13 protein-coding genes are annotated in these 18,175 nt (G+C 49.8%); 5 read left to right on the forward strand and 8 right to left on the reverse strand.

What is annotated here, in order from left to right; all coding sequences use genetic code 11:
• Positions 1-622: 622 nt before the first annotated feature.
• The 4 genes from D9T21_RS12815 to tkt form a co-directional block, all read right to left on the reverse strand.
• On the reverse strand, positions 623-1,519 hold the full coding sequence (locus D9T21_RS12815) for a fructose bisphosphate aldolase (protein WP_123325379.1): 897 nt from the start codon (positions 1,517-1,519) through the stop codon (positions 623-625).
• Positions 1,520-1,721: 202 nt separating this feature from the next.
• Positions 1,722-2,897, reverse strand: a complete 1,176-nt coding sequence (locus tag D9T21_RS12820) for a phosphoglycerate kinase (protein ID WP_123325380.1) — start codon at positions 2,895-2,897, stop codon at positions 1,722-1,724.
• Between the two features lie 36 nt (positions 2,898-2,933).
• Positions 2,934-3,950: an erythrose-4-phosphate dehydrogenase gene (gene epd, locus D9T21_RS12825; protein WP_123325381.1), complete on the reverse strand. Its 1,017-nt coding sequence runs from the start codon at positions 3,948-3,950 to the stop codon at positions 2,934-2,936.
• Between the two features lie 30 nt (positions 3,951-3,980).
• A complete protein-coding gene (tkt, locus tag D9T21_RS12830; RefSeq protein ID WP_123325382.1) occupies positions 3,981-5,972 on the reverse strand; it encodes a transketolase in 1,992 nt (663 codons plus the stop codon).
• Positions 5,973-6,444: 472 nt separating this feature from the next.
• Between tkt and metK the strand changes: the two genes are divergently transcribed.
• Positions 6,445-7,590, forward strand: coding sequence for a methionine adenosyltransferase (gene metK / locus D9T21_RS12835; RefSeq protein ID WP_123325383.1), 1,146 nt, complete (start codon positions 6,445-6,447; stop codon positions 7,588-7,590).
• A gap of 53 nt (positions 7,591-7,643) precedes the next feature.
• Here metK and D9T21_RS12840 read toward each other — a convergent pair whose 3' ends face one another.
• A complete protein-coding gene (locus D9T21_RS12840) occupies positions 7,644-8,141 on the reverse strand; it encodes a CYTH domain-containing protein (protein WP_123325384.1) in 498 nt (165 codons plus the stop codon).
• 411 nt (positions 8,142-8,552) lie between these two features.
• Between D9T21_RS12840 and D9T21_RS12845 the strand changes: the two genes are divergently transcribed.
• On the forward strand, positions 8,553-9,065 hold the full coding sequence (locus D9T21_RS12845; RefSeq protein WP_123325385.1) for a hypothetical protein: 513 nt from the start codon (positions 8,553-8,555) through the stop codon (positions 9,063-9,065).
• Between the two features lie 29 nt (positions 9,066-9,094).
• Here the strand turns inward: D9T21_RS12845 and D9T21_RS12850 are convergent, their stop codons facing one another.
• Both D9T21_RS12850 and D9T21_RS12855 read right to left on the reverse strand, forming a co-directional pair.
• On the reverse strand, positions 9,095-9,787 hold the full coding sequence (locus D9T21_RS12850) for an aspartate/glutamate racemase family protein (protein ID WP_123325386.1): 693 nt from the start codon (positions 9,785-9,787) through the stop codon (positions 9,095-9,097).
• Positions 9,788-9,840: 53 nt separating this feature from the next.
• Positions 9,841-10,365, reverse strand: coding sequence for a hypothetical protein (locus D9T21_RS12855; protein WP_123325387.1), 525 nt, complete (start codon positions 10,363-10,365; stop codon positions 9,841-9,843).
• 282 nt (positions 10,366-10,647) lie between these two features.
• On the opposite strand from D9T21_RS12855, the gene D9T21_RS12860 reads away from it, so the two are divergent.
• The 3 genes from D9T21_RS12860 (at position 10,648) to D9T21_RS12870 (ending at position 15,529) form a co-directional block, all read left to right on the forward strand.
• Positions 10,648-11,856 carry an ABC transporter substrate-binding protein gene (locus D9T21_RS12860; protein WP_123325388.1) on the forward strand — a complete coding sequence of 403 codons (1,209 nt, stop codon included), beginning with the start codon at positions 10,648-10,650 and terminating at the stop codon, positions 11,854-11,856.
• A complete protein-coding gene (locus tag D9T21_RS12865; protein WP_123325389.1) occupies positions 11,853-14,714 on the forward strand; it encodes a hybrid sensor histidine kinase/response regulator in 2,862 nt (953 codons plus the stop codon). Before D9T21_RS12860 ends, D9T21_RS12865 begins: the two co-directional genes overlap by 4 nt.
• An 83-nt stretch (positions 14,715-14,797) precedes the next feature.
• Entirely contained in the window at positions 14,798-15,529 is a 732-nt protein-coding gene (locus tag D9T21_RS12870; protein WP_123325398.1) for a queuosine precursor transporter, read from the forward strand.
• Positions 15,530-15,703: 174 nt separating this feature from the next.
• On the opposite strand, the gene D9T21_RS12875 is transcribed toward D9T21_RS12870, so the two are convergent.
• Entirely contained in the window at positions 15,704-18,052 is a 2,349-nt protein-coding gene (locus tag D9T21_RS12875; protein WP_123325390.1) for a TonB-dependent receptor, read from the reverse strand.
• Between the last annotated feature and the right edge of the window lie 123 nt (positions 18,053-18,175).

Genomic DNA, 18,175 nt, shown 5'->3' on the forward strand with positions numbered 1-18,175 from the left:
GGATTCCAAAGGGGAGCCACCTCCCCTTTGGGTGCTGTCGGCACCCCGACAAAATGCGAAGATAACACTTTCCCGTCATACCGGCCACCGAGCCGGTATCTCCTTGACCGCCTGGCTACCTGAAATACTCCTATTGAGTGAGCAAAACTGTTTGGGAGATCCCGGATAGCTGCTTTCGCAGCTTCCGGGATGACGGAGTACTTGGAAATACCTGAATGACACTCGCCCTTCTCCGTCATACCGGCACCCGAGCCGGTATATCCTTGACCGCCTTGCTAACTGAAACAATCCTATTAGGTGAGTAAAACTGTTCAGGAGATCCCGGATATTTTCTCCGAAAATTCCGGGATGACACTTTATTCCCGTCATACCGACCTCCGAGCCGGTATCTCCCTGACCGCCTGGCTACCTGAAACAATCCTATTTAGGTGAGTAAAACTGTTCAGGGGATCCCGGATATTTTCTTCGAAAATTCCGGGATGACAGTAAAAAGAGCTCCTGGATATTTTTACGAAACTTCCGGGATGACTGTGGTTTTCGGGATGACAGGGTCTTTTACGACGTAAAATAAAAAATCCCGGCTCAGTGGCCGGGATTACAACCTATTTAGCCCGAATAGCGACTAGGTCAGAGACGCCTGATAGATACCTTCGATTGCGGCATCCAGGGTAGCTTCAAACTCTTCGTCACTTTGCTGTGCAGACACACCTTCGGTGAGGGCGCGTGAGAAGCTGGCAATCATGCCCTGATTCTCGGCCAGTTTGGCGTTGGCGTCATCGCGTGAATAACCACCAGAGAGAGCAACTACTTTAATCACTTTCGGGTGATCAACCAGCTCTTTGTAGAAGTTTGCTTCGGTTGGAAGAGTCAGCTTGAGCATGACCTTTTCATCGCCCAGCAGATTAAGCTGAGTAAGAATTTCCAGTTTCAGCAGCGCTTCAGCTTCGGCTTTTTCCGGGCTGTTGATGTCTACTTCAGGCTCGATAATCGGCACCAGACCTGCGTCCAGAATTTGCTTACCTACTGCGAACTGTTGCTCAACAACGGCTTTGATACCTTCGTGGTTGGCCAGTTTAACCACTGAACGCATTTTGGTGCCAAACACATCCTTGGCATTGGCTTTAGCCAGCAGCTCGTCGAGTTGCGGCATAGGCTTCATGAGTTGCACACCGTTAGCCTCGGCTTCCAGACCTTTATCGACTTTCAAAAACGGCACTACGCGTTTTTTCTGCCACAGGTAATGAGAAGAAGCTAACCCTTCGATATCACGATCGAGTGTATTTTCAAACAGGATTGCGCCAAGGACGCGCTCACCTGAAAAGGCGTTACAGGTTACGATACGGGTACGCATTGCGTGCACCATGTCGAACATTTCCTCATCATTTGAGTATTCTGATTCTTCGATACCGTAGAGTTTAAGTGCTTTTGGGGTACTACCACCGCTTTGGTCAAGGGCCGCAATAAAGCCCTTTTGGGTGATGATTTTATCCAGCATAGCTTGCTGAGCCTGTGATGCCATGTGCAACACTCCTTATTTTCTTATCCGTTTTTATAAACGGTTGTAGGGTTAAGAGAAATCATTTATTAGGCATGGGAAAGCTCGCTTTATCAGAGCCTTAGCAGTTTTTACTACGCTCTGTTAAACGGTCTTTCAGCCTGCGTATCCTTATGCAGGTGTCGCCGGAATACTGCTATTCCGGCGCCGGGACATTACTTTGCTGTTAGCGGTTTTTTTCTTCTAATATCGCTACTGCAGGTAAAGTTTTGCCCTCAAGAAATTCCAGAAACGCACCGCCACCGGTTGAGATGTACGATACTTTATCTGCAATTTCATATTTATCTACTGCTGCTAGCGTATCACCACCGCCGGCAATTGAAAATGCATCACTGGCGGCAATCGCTTCTGACAGCGCTTTTGTTCCACTTGCGAACTGATCAAATTCGAATACCCCTACCGGGCCATTCCACACAATGGTGCCGGCATTTTTAAGGATATCTTCCAGCGCAGCTGAGCTGTCCGGCCCGATATCAAAAATCATATCGTCGTCAGATACGTCACTGACTGGCTTAAGCTCGGCCGGCGTGTCTTCAGCAAACGCTTTACCGGTAACCACATCGGTGGGTACCGGGATATCGCCGCCATTGGCCTGCGCCTGGTCAATCAAGCGCTTGGCTTCATCAACTAAATCCATTTCTACCAGCGACTTGCCTACATTGTGGCCTTGCGCCGCGATAAAGGTGTTAGCAATACCGCCGCCTACAATCAGTTGGTCTACTTTATCAGCCAGAGACTTAAGCACGGTTAACTTGGTCGATACTTTAGAGCCACCCACTATAGCTACCATCGGGCGAGCCGGATTATCCAGCGCTTTAGACAGCGCGGCCAGTTCACCAGCCAGTAGTGGGCCTGCCACGGCTTGTGGGGCAAATTTTGCCACGCCGTGGGTGGAAGCCTGGGCACGGTGGGCCGTACCAAACGCATCCATTACAAATACGTCACATAATGCAGCGTACTGCTTCGACAGTGCTTCGTCGTCTTTTTTCTCACCCTTATTAAATCGCACATTTTCGAGGATCATGCATTGACCCGGCTCAATGTCTACGCCATCCAGGTAATCTTTTACCAGTTTAACTTCGACATCCAGTACGTCGTTGAGGTAGTTCACCACCGGTTGCAATGAAAACTCTTCTGCAGGCTCACCTTCGGTTGGGCGGCCCAGATGAGACATCACCATCACCGCTGCACCGGCTTCCAGCGCTGCTTTTATGGTAGGTAAAGACGCTTTGATTCGCGCGTCTGATGTCACTTTACCGTCTTTTACCGGTACGTTGAGATCCTGACGGATCAATACACGCTTACCTGACAACTCAATGTCTGACATGCTTGGGATTGACATAAGGTTTCCTTCTCATCCTGTTGAATTCAAATTAAATTATTCGTTGCCCGTTTGATACATCGCCAAAGCGGTATCCAGCATTCGATGGGCAAAACCCCATTCGTTGTCACACCACACCAGGGTTTTAACCAACTGGCGGTGACTCACCCGAGTTTGTGTACCATCTACAATACACGAATGGGGATCGTGATTAAAATCCACCGATACCAGCGGCTCTTCGGTGTAATCCAGAATGCCTGAAAGACGTCCGGTGCGGGCCGCACTAAGTGCCTGATTCACTCTATCGATGGTCACTTCAGTGGCCAGCGTCACACTCAAATCCATGGCACTCACATTAATCGTGGGTACACGTACAGCAATCGCTTCAAACTTGCCGGCAAACTTAGGCAGTATTCGCTCTATGCCACGGGCCAGGCGGGTATCCACCGGAATGATCGACTGGCTGGCGGCACGGGTACGGCGCAGGTCGGGATGATAGGCATCAATCACCTGCTGATCGTGCATGGAAGAGTGAATGGTTGTGATGGTGCCGCTTTCTACTCCGAATGCTTCGTCGAGTACCTGGATCACCGGCACAATACAGTTGGTGGTGCAGGAGCCGTTCGACACCACTTTATGTTCGGGTAACAGGGTGTCTTCGTTACAACCGTAAATAATGGTGTTGTCCATATCTGGCGCAGCGGGCTGGGAAAACAGCACTTTTTTTGCCCCGGCTTCAATATGCGCCAGGCCACTGGCTTTGTCGGTATACTGGCCGGTACATTCCAGCACAATATCCACACCCAGTTCGGCCCAAGGCAGGCCGCTTATTTCGCTTTGATGACACAGGCGGATCACATCACCGGCGACGGTGAGCTGTTCGCCCTGACGTTCCACATGACAGGCAAAGCGGCCATGGGACGTATCGTATTTGAGCAGATGTGCCATGCCGTCGGGATCAGCGATTTCGTTGATAGCGACGACCTGGATAAACTGATTGCGGCCACTCTCATAGAGTGCCCGCAGTACATTTCGGCCAATGCGGCCAAAGCCATTAATGGCGAGTCTTACCATATTTTTATGCAGCCTAAAGGCCGGGGCAAATTAAAGCCCCAGCGCAGCTTCTACCACGGCATCAACAGTGATGTTGAAATGCTTGAACAGCTCGCCGGCCGGGGCTGATTCACCAAAGGTGTCCATGCCCACAATTGCGCCGTTAAAGCCAACGTACTTATACCAGCTTTCTTTAGACAGCGCTTCCACAGCAACGCGTTTCACCACGGCCGATGGTAATACTGACTCACGGTAAGCCGCATCCTGACGATCGAACACATCGGTAGAAGGCATAGACACCACACGTACCGCTTTACCCTGCTCGCTCAGTTTGGCCGCAGCGTCTACAGCCAACTGTACTTCAGAGCCGGTGGCAATCAGAATAAGCTCCGGCGTGCCGTCACAATCTACCAGTACGTAACCACCTTTGGCGACGTCAGCAACCTGCGCTTCGGAACGCTCTTGCTGCGCCAGTCCCTGACGGCTGAAGATTAACGAGGTAGGCCCATCAGTGCGTAAAATCGCTTCTTTCCAGGCTACCGCTGATTCAACCTGGTCGCACGGGCGCCAGTTGTCGAGGTTGGGTGTAGCACGCATGGCAACGACCTGTTCTACCGGCTGGTGCGTTGGGCCATCTTCGCCCAGACCAATTGAATCGTGGGTATATACAAAGATCACCGGCTGCTTCATTAGTGCCGCCATACGCACCGCGTTACGGGCATATTCCATAAACATCAGGAAGGTAGCACCGTAAGCTTTAAAGCCGCCGTGCAGGGCAATACCATTCATCATGGCAGACATACCAAATTCGCGCACGCCGTAGTAAACATAGTTGCCGCTGGCATCGTCTTTTTCTACGCCTTTACAGCCGTTCCAGATGGTCAGGTTAGAGCCGGCCAGGTCGGCCGAGCCGCCCAGTAATTCAGGCAGTAATGGACCAAAGGCATTCAGCGCATTTTGCGAAGCTTTACGGCTGGCGATAGTATCCGGGTTAGCCTGCAGCTTAGCGATATAGTCGTCGGCTTTAGCCACAAAGTCTGCCGGTACGTCGCCGCTTAAACGGCGTTTCAGTTCAGCGGCCAGCTCCGGGTAGGCTTCGGCGTATTTTGCAAACAGCGCATTCCAGGCTTGTTGCGCTTCGCCGCCTTTGGTTTTGCCATCCCAACCGGCGTAGATATCTGCCGGCACTTCAAACGGTGCGTGGCTCCAGCCCAGTGCTTCACGGGTAAGGGTAATTTCGTCATCACCCAATGGTGCACCGTGACAGTCTTCTTTACCCTGCTTATTAGGTGAGCCAAAACCAATCACGGTTTTACAGCAAATCAGCGTCGGTTTGCCGGTTTCGGCTTTAGCCGCTTCAATGGCGCTGTTAATCGCTTCTGGATCGTGACCGTCGATATCGGTGATCACATGCCAGCCGTAAGATTCGAAACGTTTTGGAGTATCGTCGGTAAACCAGCCTTCCACTTCACCGTCGATAGAAATACCGTTGTCATCCCAGAACGCAATCAGCTTATTCAGGCCCAGCGTACCGGCCAGTGAGCTCGCTTCGTGAGAAATACCTTCCATCAGGCAACCATCGCCCAGGAACGCATAAGTGTAGTGGTCAACTACCGCAAAGTTATCGCGGTTAAATTGCGCAGCCAGCACTTTTTCAGCCAGCGCCATGCCTACTGCATTGGTAATACCCTGCCCCAACGGACCAGTAGTAGTTTCAACTCCTGGTGCGTAACCATACTCAGGGTGACCAGGGGTTTTAGAATGTAACTGACGGAATTGCTTAAGTTCGTCGATAGGCAGTTCGTAGCCAGTGAGGTGCAACAGTGAATACAGCAGCATTGAACCATGACCATTCGACAACACAAAGCGGTCGCGGTTGGCCCAGGCCGGGTCAGCCGGGTTATGTTGCAGGTGATCGCACCACAGGACCTGGGCGATGTCTGCCATGCCCATAGGTGCACCGGGGTGACCGGATTTGGCTTTCTGAACAGCATCCATACTTAATGCTCTGACAGCATTCGCGAGTTCTCGACGAGACGGCATGTTGACTCCTGAATTGTATTTGAGTGCCAGTTGATGTGGCAAATTACAGTAATTAATCACACATCAGCGATGTACTAATGTATTTGTGTTTGCTGCAAATCGCTGCCATTGACTTACGGCAATCCTGCAAACAGAAATACACTTTCACTCAGAGCTTCATATTGTTACCCACCGGCCAGTGCAGTTCAATGTGTTTTGGTCTTGTCGGAGCATTTAATAACAGTAGCAATGCTCCCTGGCGGGCAATAGTCAGCACCAGACTGTCAAGCAAACGTAACAAATAGACTTTTAGACGTCCAGAAGTAAAGACTGGTATTTATACGGCAGCTTGCTACAATAGTCGCATGTGTATTGATCTACAATGAACACAACCGCCGTAAAACAGCGCCAGAACGGTATATTTACTGTTTCTTCCGGTGTTCAGGTAAGCAATACGCCCCGAATATAAATTTAAATAAACACGGAGCATGTAATGGCAGCCCATTTATTTACGTCCGAGTCAGTTTCTGAAGGCCATCCGGACAAGATTGCCGATCAAATATCCGATGCAGTACTTGATGCTATCCTGCAGCAGGATCCCAAAGCGCGTGTCGCTTGCGAAACTTATGTCAAAACCGGCATGGTGCTGGTTGGTGGTGAAATTACAACTTCTGCATGGGTAGATATTGAAGAGCTCACTCGCCAGACCGTGCGCGAAATCGGCTATACCCATTCAGATATGGGATTTGATGCAGATTCTTGCGCGGTTCTTAATGCCATTGGTAAGCAGTCACCGGATATTAATCAGGGTGTAGACCGCACTCGCCCGGAAGAACAAGGCGCTGGCGACCAGGGTCTGATGTTTGGCTATGCCAGCGACGAAACCGAAGTGTTAATGCCTGCTCCTATTACTTACTCACACCGTCTGGTGCAGCGCCAGGCCGAAATGCGTAAGTCAGGCAAGCTCGACTGGCTACGTCCGGATGCGAAAAGCCAGGTCACCTTTATTTACGAAGATAACGTGCCGGTAGGCATTGATGCAGTAGTCCTTTCTACCCAGCATTGTGATTCGGTCTCTACCGAGACCGTGCGCGAAGCGGTAATGGAAGAAGTTATCAAACCGGTATTACCGGCTGAGTGGATTACGGCCAATACCAAATTTCATATCAACCCTACCGGACGTTTTGTTATCGGCGGCCCGATGGGTGATTGCGGTTTAACAGGTCGTAAGATCATAGTTGATACTTACGGTGGTATGGCGCGTCACGGCGGCGGTGCTTTCTCGGGTAAAGACCCATCTAAAGTAGACCGTTCAGCAGCTTATGCTGGGCGTTACGTGGCTAAGAATATTGTAGCGGCGGGCCTGGCCAAGCGTTGCGAAATTCAGGTGTCTTATGCCATTGGTGTGGCTGAGCCAACGTCTATCAGTATCGATACCTTTGGCACCAGCCAGTATGACGAGGCAACCCTGGTAGCGCTGGTTAAACAGCACTTTGATTTACGTCCTTATGGCCTGATCAAAATGCTCGACCTGGAACGCCCTATTTACCAGCCTACCGCTGCATACGGTCACTTTGGCCGCGACAGTTTCCCATGGGAAGTGACTGATAAAGCTGAAGCATTGCGCGCTTCGGTTTAAGCCCCGCGTTATTGCTTACAACGCCAGACTCCTGTCTGGCGTTTTTGTTCGTGCTAATAAGCATTGGCCATTGCGAAGGCATCCGGCAAGCCCATTCTGGCCAAATGAACATGTTGATATTCCCTTCGGTGGGTGACTTCCAGTTCAGCAAAATCCGGCGGTAGAAATTGGCGACTGTGCACTTCACTATCAAAAGTTACTGCAACCAGAATTAGCGGGTCCAGATGACCAGTAAACACATCCAATATTAACTTATGCCCGAAAAAACCGATGCGATAGCGTTTTTTCTCAACCCGCATGTGTTGGGTGAGCGGCCACAACTCATTAAACTGCTCTGCGCTAATGGAAATTTCAGTGTCGAGGCGCTTTAAGCCAACGCCCTGTTCGACTGTCATGGTAAAGTCGCCGCCTTCGTCTGTTATTGTGATTTGCCGGTCTCCCTGTGCGGCAATGTAACCCTGCCTCACCAACACCGGTTTCCGCGTTTCCAGTAATCCTTCAGGTAAGTAAGTAACAACAAATTTTCGTTCAATTTGCCAGTCTGCTCGCATTATTTGATCCTCAGTGGGCAACGTCCGTGGCCGCCTTAACGGTGGTTCCGTACAGATTGAATCCAGAAAGCAATATTGTTCATTAACTACGCATTTAACCTTTTGTTTTATATATCATTACAACGCCATCTTCATAAACAACATGGTTTTTAGGGCGCTGTTTTTTTATTTTATTAGTACCTTTAAAGCTAGTTGAGGCGGGTCTGTTTCGCCAGCAAAATCGACGAAATTCGAAGGTTAAAAAAAGTGCGTTTCACACTTGGTATCAGCTCTGATTAGGTCTATATTGATACTAGGCTGCCAAAAAAAGCGGTGCTGTTTGCACCGGCAAGCCGATATAAAAATACTGGAATAACACAGCGTAAAGTAAATCTACGCTTTATTTGCACTCTCACACGGGAAGACCTCACAATGAACAAGCCACTTTACCGCTTGTTTTTGTTTGGTTTGGTTGCGATGTTTAGTTGTCCGCTACTGGCCAATCAAGCTGCCATATTGCCAGATTCTTCACTGGTTACTCAGCCCGTGGGAAACACGCAGTATTTTATTGCCTATCAAAGTAAGCGCCTGCCAAAGTGGAATTTTAGTGTTGAATTGAATCGCTCTTATGCGGCCCGTTTTGCCAGCGATGCGCGCACAGTCCCCATGTCTGTAGTGGGTCTGGAAGCAGTAAGTTTATCGGCCCGGCGGGCACTGCCAGTAAATTCTGCACAGTGGATATATGCAACCATTCGTTCTACTCAGTACTCGCTAACGCCTCAGGCTGGTGCCGTGCCAATGATCAGCGACAGCGACAGAGCGGCAAGTGTAGGCTGGCAGTTTGGTGAAATGCGCGGCTTTGGTGTGGCCGTAGGCTACGAATACCGCGACGCCGGCCAAATTGATATCAACTCTCTGGTTATGGGTGTGCACTATTATTTTTGAGACTGGTATTTTTAAGTGTGCCCTGCCAGCTACTCGCTCAGGATAAAATTAGCCACACTGTCGGCATGCAACAGTGCCGTATCCAGCACCGGTAGAGCGCTGTCTTTGGCAGTTACCAGTAAACCAATTTCGGTACAGCCAAGAATAATCGCTTCGGCTCCTGCTGCTTTGAGGTTTTCAATAATGTGCAAATAGCGCCTAAGCGACGCCTCGTGGATAATTCCCTGACAAAGCTCTTCGTAGATCACGCGATGCACGTATTGGCGCTCTGTGGTTTCCGGCACCAGCACCGACAATCCGCCTGCGGTGAGATGGTCGCGCAAAAATCCCTGCTCCATGGTAAAGGCAGTGCCAAGTAAACCCAAACGACTAAATCCCCGGGCCTGGCTCTCGGCGATCAACGCGTCACCAATATGCAATAGCGGAACGCGCACCACGTTTGCTATCTGCGGCGCCACTTTATGCATCGTATTGGTGCAAATCGCCAGCGCCTCAGCGCCCGCTTTTTCAAGGCTTGCGCCAACAGATGCCAGATAGTTGGCCAGTTGCTGCCAGTCATTGTTGTGCTGTAGTTCGGCAATATGTGCAAAGTCCACACTATAGAGCAACAACGGTGCACTGTGTAAACCACCCTTGTGTTGCTTAATCTGCTGATTGATACGCTGGTAGTAAGTCAGGGAAGACTCCCAGCTCATCCCGCCGATAAGGCCCACCGTTTTCATTTTGGTTCCTTGTCTGAATTAGCGATGAGCAGGATAACTCACCTCAGCTCGGTTTAGCCATTAATAACAGCGCGGGCAAGATGGTCGGTATCCTGATGCGGGAGTGTGCGTATAAAGGTTTGCTGGATAATTTCGGCATCGGTACTGGCACGATGGCGGCAGTCGCCAAAGTGGGATACCACCTGATTTTTGGTACGCATCCACAGTTCCATTTGACGCTCGCTAAGCACATACTCCAACGCTCTGACACTAAACGACATATCTACGCCAGCGGCGGCATACAGTTTAATAAGCCAGGGATGGTCCACCACCCAGCCATCGGTATAGGCGGTGCCATTAGCCAGAAACTGATTAAGCGCCAGGCATACGTCGCGGCCATCATTGCCCCACTTTTGCAAATGGTTGCGACTTAACCCATGCAGCGCCTCGGCTTTTTTGTCCCAGTGTGACCACTGGGGGTAAGGGCGAATCAATCGACAAAAGCGCGCACCATCACTCCTTATCACACCTACCTCTATGGGGTAACTGTGAGAGCTAAAACCGCTGGCTTCCACGTCGATGATTGTTGGTATTTGCATGCCACTTTTTCCTGTCTGTATCTTAAAGCTAGTTTGTTATTTGTCAGATGCAAATTTAAACCTTGATATTGCCAGTGTTCTTACTCAAAGCGGTGGGGTACTACAAGCTGTCCACCACAAGTTGAAACTGCCATGCATGCAGCCTTCAAGTACTATGCCACTTATACTTATTGTGCAAGACAATTAAAGGATCATTATTATATTTTTGCTATAGTTTGCTTATATTTTAAGAGCCATAATCTACGGCAAAATAATTACAAAGCCATTACCGGAGACCTCTTCATGTTGTTATTAGTGCGGTTGATATTGCTGTCTGTTGTGCTGGTGTTTGGCAGAGGCTCTGCCCAAGCTACAGAGCAACCGCCAGTAATTATTGGCCTGGATGCCGACATGAGCGCAGTCGCTGTAGAAGGAGGCAAGGCGATTAAACAAGGGGCATTGCTGGCCATTGCGGAGATTAACGAGCGCGGCGGTGTACTGGGCCGCCCTTTACAGCTTAAAATAATGGATCACCGGGGCAACCCGGCACGCGGGATTAATAATATTAAAACGCTGGCTGAACAGCCCAACCTACTGGCTGTGCTGGGCGGCGTTCATACCCCCGTTGCACTGGCAGAACTCCCTACTATTCATGAGCACGAGGTGATCTACCTGGGCCCCTGGGCCGCAGGCACCGCCATCGTCGACAACGGCTATACGCCAAACTATGTTTACCGGTTATCAGTGCGCGATGAAGAAGCCGCCAAGGTGATGTTAAAGCATGCGTCGCAGCGTGGATTTAAAACTGTCGGTCTGGTGCTGGAACGAACCGGCTGGGGTCGTTCCAATTTAGCCTCACTGCAACAATACAGCCAGGATTATGGTATAACAATATCTCATGTCAGCTGGGTAAATTGGCGGCAGAAAACATTCATTGAGGAAATTCAGGCACAAACCAGTGCCAACCCGGATGCGCTGATTACCGTTGTTAATGCACCTGAAGGGGTAATGATTGCTAAAGCAGTGTTACAGGAGCAACCGAATATTCCAATCATTTCGCACTGGGGACTTGCCGGGGGTAGCTTTGCCAGCGTACTTGGTAGTGAAAAATTGCAGCAACTTGATTTAACTATCTTACAAACCTTCAGTTTTCACCAGAAACGCCAGCCAGCAGTAGCGGCCAGGGTGTTGCAAGCTTATCGCGAAAAGTTTGATAGTCAGGCCAGTGCTGATTCCATACGTGCCGTTGTCGGGCTGGCTCATGCTTACGATTTGGTGCACTTAATAGCCCTGGCTGCGGATCAGGCTAACAGTCTTTCTGCGCCAGCCGTAGCTGAAGCGCTGGAAAACATCTCCGGTTATGCCGGACTGATTAAACACTATCAGCAACCCTTTACCCGTGAACGCCACGACGCCCTGTATGCCGACGACTATTTTATGGCCGTCTATAACCAACAGGGTGGGCTGACCCCCTTTACAATGAACACACTGGCCACCGGGGATGGTCAATGATCCACCTGCCATCACTGCGTCGAAAAATATTGCAGGCCACCCTGCCGCAAATCGCCTTACTGAGCTTTTTAGCATTGCTGATTATTGGTAGTGCCATCTTTATCGCTGCCCGCAGTCACCTCAGTACCTTGCATGAAAACTATGCTGACAGTGTTACGGTAAATCTCGAGAGAAACCTCGATATGACCGCCCGGCAGCTGCACAATATTGCCAGTAACGATTTGGTCATTAATGGTTTAATTGACACCCAGTATCGCGATTACTATCTCCCGCTGTTTATCCAGTCGCTACAAATTACCCAAGCTCCAGACGTTCCTCTGGCGTTGTTTAATTACGCGGGTCACCCTCTGCTTGAAAAAAACTGGCAGGTAGTGCCCGGCGAGTTTGACAATGTGTGGCAAAACGACGTGTTGCAAGAACTCTCTCTCTACACCGAGATCAGCGAAAATGGGATCCTCATTGCTGCACCAATTGAACTGGCCGGTGCTGCAGAAGGCGCCTTAGTGATGTATTTGAAGAGTCTGGAATGGCTGTTGAATGCTCCTCTCAACCCAGCTACTCAACTGGTGGTGAGTGAAGGAGGAACTATTTTACTCAGTTCGCGGCCTGCGCTGTATCCACAGGGTAGCTACTTTGACAGTACGGCGCAGAGCGGACAGTTTCTGTATCAAAAGCCATGGCGCGATTACCAGGTGATTAGTCTGGAACCCATAACCTCGGCGTACAGCAATGTATTCTGGCTCATTCCGGTATTGATAGTATCTATTGCTCTGGTGCTAATCAGCGCATTGTACAGCGCGCGTCTTGCTGCCAATATGTCGTCTGCGTCATTACGACGTTTACACCGCAACCTACAGCAGGCAGCGCGCAGCTCTGAATTGCCACCGCGCCACCCCGAAAAGGCCAGGGAACTGGAGCAAATACACCAGGCCTTCACTAAACTAATCCAGGATGTCAGCCTGCTTTCGCTCTCGAATAATCAATTTTCGGATGTTATTCATTCGATGCAGGAATTACTACTGGTAGTGGATAACGATTATCAGTTACTACTGACCAACCAGCGCGGTGAGCTATTTTTACAGAAATACCAATTGTCGCCAGCGCAGCTTTTCCAAAGCCTTGTGCAGGATATTACTGAGAGCAACGCAGGGTACACAGCCAAATACAGCCGCGCAAACGAAAAGGTGCTTCACATTAGCTGGCAACTAGCCCCCTTGCAGAACAAGCAAGGCGAATTTATAGGTCATGTCCTGGTGGGCGAAGATATTACCGAGCGACTGCAGCTCGAATACGATATACAGGTGAGAAACCGGGCCATTGAATATGCATCGGTGGGCATGACCATTGTTAAAACCAGCTCACCCTCGTATCCACTGGAATATGTGAACCAAGCCTTTGAGCAAATGACCGGCTACCGAAAAGCCGAGCTTATTGGCAACAATACTTATCAGATGTTATGTGCACAAACCACTCAGCAGTACGCAGACAAAATTTTAGCTAAGGTACTGGCAGGGAAAAAATGCGAGATGACACTGCAGATGCGCCATAAGGATGGCCGCCTCTACTATAATCGTCTTAGTTTAACGCCGCTGGTTGACCAGGATAATGTGATTACCCATTACCTGGGCATTCAACAGGATGTCACAGCCCAGCATGAAGCGGCCAGACATCTTGAAGATGCGCGATTGCGAGCGGAAGAATCTACGCAGCTCAAATCCCAGTTTCTGGCCAGTATGAGTCATGAAATTCGCACGCCCATTAATGGTATTTACGGCATGCTCGAAGCGCTGAAAGAGACCCGGCTTAATGACAAACAGGCCCGTTATGTATCGTTGGCAACAGAAAGCACCAGCAACCTTCTGCATATTATTAATGATATTCTCGACTTTTCAAAAATTGAGGCCGGCAAGCTAACCATAGAGCAACACGATTTCAATCTTGCCGTAATGCTACGGAAAATCGTCGCGCATTATCAGGTGGAAAGTCGAGCTAAAAACGTGGAGATTGTACTGCTAGAAGAAAACTGCCACCAATTGGTCTGTGGCGATCCGGTGCGCATCCGCCAGATTATCAGCAACCTGTTAAGCAATGCCGTAAAATTTACCGAGCAAGGGCAAATCACTGTGAGCGCAACGTTAGCGACTACGGCTGATGGCTATCAATTGTCCCTTGCGGTGTCAGATACTGGCATCGGTATCGCAAGTCATAAGCTGCAGTCGGTCTTTTCGATGTTTAGTCAGGCGGACATTTCCACAACCCGTAAATTTGGCGGAACAGGCCTCGGCTTGTCTATTAGCCAGCAACTGGTGGAATTAATGGGTGGCACTATTGGGGTCGAAAGTACTCCCGGTGAGGGCAGCACTTTCCGTGTCAGTATCACCCTGCATGGGCCAAAGAATCCACAGTTGCCTGACACCGACTCGACCACCAGCTTAACGTTAAGAGAAGATCATTTGCATAGCGAGCTCAAAATCCTGTTAGTTGAGGATAATGAAATTAATCGCATTGTGGCTACTGAATTGTTACAAGGCTACGACATCACCATAGCTGAAGATGGGGAACAGGCGATATCGCAGCTGACTCATGGGCAGAGCCGATTTGATCTGATATTAATGGATTGTCATATGCCGGTAATGGATGGCTTTGAAGCAACCCGGCGAATACGGGCCGGCCAGGCTGGCGAAGATTACCAGCATATTCCTATCATTGCCATGACCGCAAATGCCATGAGTGGCGATAAAGAACAATGCTTAGAACAAGGCATGAGTGATTATATTAGTAAACCTTTCAGTACTCAGGAAATTACTGACATGATGAATAAGTGGCAGCAGAAAATAAGTTCCACTACCAGCATTTAAGGCTGACTGAATAAGCCTTTATTGCGTGGTCACCAGTGACTGTGCCAAACTGGTCTGCCTTATTCTTATCCCGACCTATTGCTATGTCATCGTCTTTAAACAAAGTCACTGATACCTCCAAGCGCCATTTTCGCTATTTTGATTTCATGCTGGCGGCTACCTGCATTTTAATTGTATGCTCAAATATCATTGGCGCCAGTAAAGTGGCTGAAATAGCCGGTTTTACTTTTGGTGCCGGGGTCATCTTTTTCCCGCTGTCTTACGTGCTTGGAGATGTACTCACTGAAGTATATGGCTATCAACGCGCCCGGCGGGCTATCTGGGCCGGATTCTTCGCTGCCGCGTTTGCCGCCTTTATGGCCTGGTTTATTACCGAAATGCCGCCCGCACCAGGCTGGAATGCAGACCTCGGCGGCGGCCTTAGCCGGCAGGACAGTTTTGCGCTGAATTTTGGTCAGGCACCGCGTATTGTTCTGGCTTCGGTACTGGCCATCTGGTTAGGTGAGTTTGCCAATGCCTTTGTGATGGCAAAAATGAAAGTGCTCAGCAAAGGCAAAGCGCTTTATCAGCGTACGATTGGCTCGACCATTGTGGGTCAGGCGGTAGACTCGGCTGTGTTTTATCCGGTGGCCTTTTGGGGGATCTGGAGCAGCGAACTCATCTTTACGGTAATGGCTACCAACTATGCGCTGAAAGTGCTGTGGGAAGTTCTGTTAACGCCGGTGACTTACAAAGTTATTGCGGTACTGAAACGTGCGGAAGGTGTTGATGTGTATGATGAACACACCAACTTCACCCCCTTCTCTATAAAATAAGGAGTGCTACCCAAGCATTGCATCAGGTTGTGCTGCACAGGTGAAAATAGCTTAGGCCCTTTTTTGCCACAAGCTGGGCCTGACGACACACAAGAATATAGCAAAAACGCCGGCAAAAGCGGCTTGGTGAACTAAACGGGTGGAGGGCCTGCGCGGCGCTCCACCTAAGAGTTATCAGAAACTCGCTTTTAAGTTCAGCGCTGCCGTGCGCGGTGCGCCAATCCAGGCACCGCCATTAACTACTGTACCCAGATAGCTGCTGTCGAACAGGTTGTTAATGGTTAAGCGGACATCGATATTGCTGATCCCCTGCACCGGTGAGTCAACCGCCGCGCCAAGGTAGAAGTCAGCCACGGTATATGAGTCAACATCAAACGAACCGGCTGAGCGCTCGCCCACATACTTGGTGGAAAGACCCATGTTGTAAACGTCGGCGGTGTAATCCAGGCTTACCACAAACATGTCTTCGGCTGAGCCAACCACGCGCTGACCATCCACAAAGCCGGTTGAGGCTGCCGGGTCTTTGTATTCTGAATTGTTGTGAGTGTACGAGAAGTACAGACCAAGCTTATTGGTAATGGTGTAATCCATGGCTACTTCAATACCGTCTGACTGCACACCACCCACGTTAACGTAAGTGCCGTCGAGCTCACCTAAGTAATCTACACCATCAGCGTCTTCAGCACTTTGGTAGGTAATACGGTTGTCAAAGTCGATGTTGTAGTAAGTTAAGCTAACATTGATATCGGCAGCCACATAGCGCAAACCTAAATCGATGTTGTCGGCGGTTTCCGGCTCAACCGAAGAAATATCTACTGAGCTGCTTTCCAGCACGCCGTCTTTAATCGCCGCATAGTTTTGCGCGAAGCCAGCAAACACCTCAACGCCATCCATCACCGGTGCCACCACACCCGCCGAGAACAATACATCAGAGTCAGACTCAACCGACAAACTGTTCCCCGGTACAAAGAGGTCTTTTTTCTCGATATCAACGTTAAACTTCTTGGCACCAACGCGCAGTGTGGCCACACCGAGGTCGATTTCATCTTCTACATAGTACATCAGCGTTTCAACCGGGAATTCGCTGCTGTACTGCACCCAGTAAGGGGTTTCGTCAAACTGATAACCTACTCGTGAATCGATGATTTTCTGCCAGCTACGGTTTTCTTTACGCTCATAATCTTCGTACCACAAACCCGCGCGCAGGGTGTTTTCCATGTCGCCAATCTGCGCAACCCATACGGCATCGATATTAATACCGGTACGCTGCTTGTCGTAGTTGGTGTGGCGATAAGAGCCAACCGGAATAGCATTAGTCGGATAACAAGCCGGATCATACACTGCACCGCCGCCACCATAAGGGAATGTCAGCGAGCTTTCACAATCAGCCATGGGTGATAGCGAGTTGCCGTTTGCATCCACAAAGTAGATTTGCCCCAGCGGCGCGCCGCCTTCATAAGTATTGCCGTGTACCAACTCCGAATGGCCATTGCTGCCATCGTCGTTAACGTCGACGATATAAGGCGGTACCCAGTCACCACGGCCTTCGTTTTTGTGCCAGTAGGCATTGGCTTTCACGTCAACGCCGCCCAATGACATATTGGCTTCTAAGTAAGCAAACAGGTTCTCACGCAGGGTAGACCAGCCACGCCGATAAGACTGATCGATGTAAGGCACACCGGTCCAGTTGCCGGTTAATTCGTCCCAGGCCGGGCTTTGGGCAAACTGCTCAAGGCTGTAAATGCGCTGGTAGTTATCTTCGTGGGTATCGTCGTAAGAGATATAACCGGTGATATCCATGTTGCTCATATAGCTGACAAACTTAGCAGCCATATGATCGCGGGTATTCTCGGCGGTGTGCGTCATCCAATCGCTGTTTTCCTGGGTCGACATACTGATCCAGGCATAGGTGTCGGCGGCAATTTCACCGGTCTCATAACGCATGAATAATTTTTGCGCGTCGAATTCACCAAAGGTCGAGCTCACCGTTAGTAACTCTTCCATGCCCGGGTTAATGGTAGTGAAGTTAATCGTACCACCCAGTGCTTCGTGTGAACGGGAGGCGATATCAGCAGTTCCCTGAGAAACTTCTACAGCGCGGAGGTTTTCAGTATCGATATAGCGGTTGGCTTTGGCACCTCCGCCGTAGTTAGAGTTACCATTGGCAATGCCATCAACCGTCATACCAATTTGTTGCTGGTCGAGATCCACAGAGAAACCACGAATTGAAATACTCGTAGACCAGTCGTCTGAGCCAAAGGTATCACCCTCATTGATTAACACGCCCGGCAGGTTGTCAATGGTTGCCAGCACGCTGGTCATGCTGCTTTGCTGCTTGATCATCGACTCTTCTGTAGCGTTGTTGGCGTAAGATACGCTGCGTCCTACTACGGTGACTTCTTCGATTTCATCCGGCTGGGCAGCCGGCGCATTCATTGCTTCTGCCATTACGGGCGTACCAGCCATAGCGGCCAATACCGACAAAGCCAGCAGCGAGCGCTGCTTTAACTTGGTTGGATTCATGGTTGTGTTTCCTGTGTGATTTTATAGGGATATTTGGCGCGCCAGATTAGACCCGCTCAATGACAATTCCATGACCATTCCCTGACAGTTAGATGAATCAAAAAACTTATAAAATTCATCTAT

The sequence above is a fragment of the Marisediminitalea oceani genome (assembly GCF_003731635.1).
Taxonomy (GTDB): domain Bacteria; phylum Pseudomonadota; class Gammaproteobacteria; order Enterobacterales; family Alteromonadaceae; genus Alteromonas; species Alteromonas oceani.

Bases quoted from the DNA above. Each gene is read 5' to 3' on its own strand.
- D9T21_RS12815 (WP_123325379.1), bottom strand. From the start codon at position 1,519: ATGGCATCACAGGCTCAGCAAGCTATGCTGGATAAAATCATCACCCAA.
- D9T21_RS12820 (WP_123325380.1), bottom strand. From the start codon at position 2,897: ATGTCAATCCCAAGCATGTCAGACATTGAGTTGTCAGGTAAGCGTGTA.
- epd (WP_123325381.1), bottom strand. From the start codon at position 3,950: ATGGTAAGACTCGCCATTAATGGCTTTGGCCGCATTGGCCGAAATGTA.
- tkt (WP_123325382.1), bottom strand. From the start codon at position 5,972: ATGCCGTCTCGTCGAGAACTCGCGAATGCTGTCAGAGCATTAAGTATG.
- metK (WP_123325383.1), top strand. From the start codon at position 6,445: ATGGCAGCCCATTTATTTACGTCCGAGTCAGTTTCTGAAGGCCATCCG.
- D9T21_RS12840 (WP_123325384.1), bottom strand. From the start codon at position 8,141: ATGCGAGCAGACTGGCAAATTGAACGAAAATTTGTTGTTACTTACTTA.
- D9T21_RS12845 (WP_123325385.1), top strand. From the start codon at position 8,553: ATGAACAAGCCACTTTACCGCTTGTTTTTGTTTGGTTTGGTTGCGATG.
- D9T21_RS12850 (WP_123325386.1), bottom strand. From the start codon at position 9,787: ATGAAAACGGTGGGCCTTATCGGCGGGATGAGCTGGGAGTCTTCCCTG.
- D9T21_RS12855 (WP_123325387.1), bottom strand. From the start codon at position 10,365: ATGCAAATACCAACAATCATCGACGTGGAAGCCAGCGGTTTTAGCTCT.
- D9T21_RS12860 (WP_123325388.1), top strand. From the start codon at position 10,648: ATGTTGTTATTAGTGCGGTTGATATTGCTGTCTGTTGTGCTGGTGTTT.
- D9T21_RS12865 (WP_123325389.1), top strand. From the start codon at position 11,853: ATGATCCACCTGCCATCACTGCGTCGAAAAATATTGCAGGCCACCCTG.
- D9T21_RS12870 (WP_123325398.1), top strand. From the start codon at position 14,798: ATGTCATCGTCTTTAAACAAAGTCACTGATACCTCCAAGCGCCATTTT.
- D9T21_RS12875 (WP_123325390.1), bottom strand. From the start codon at position 18,052: ATGAATCCAACCAAGTTAAAGCAGCGCTCGCTGCTGGCTTTGTCGGTA.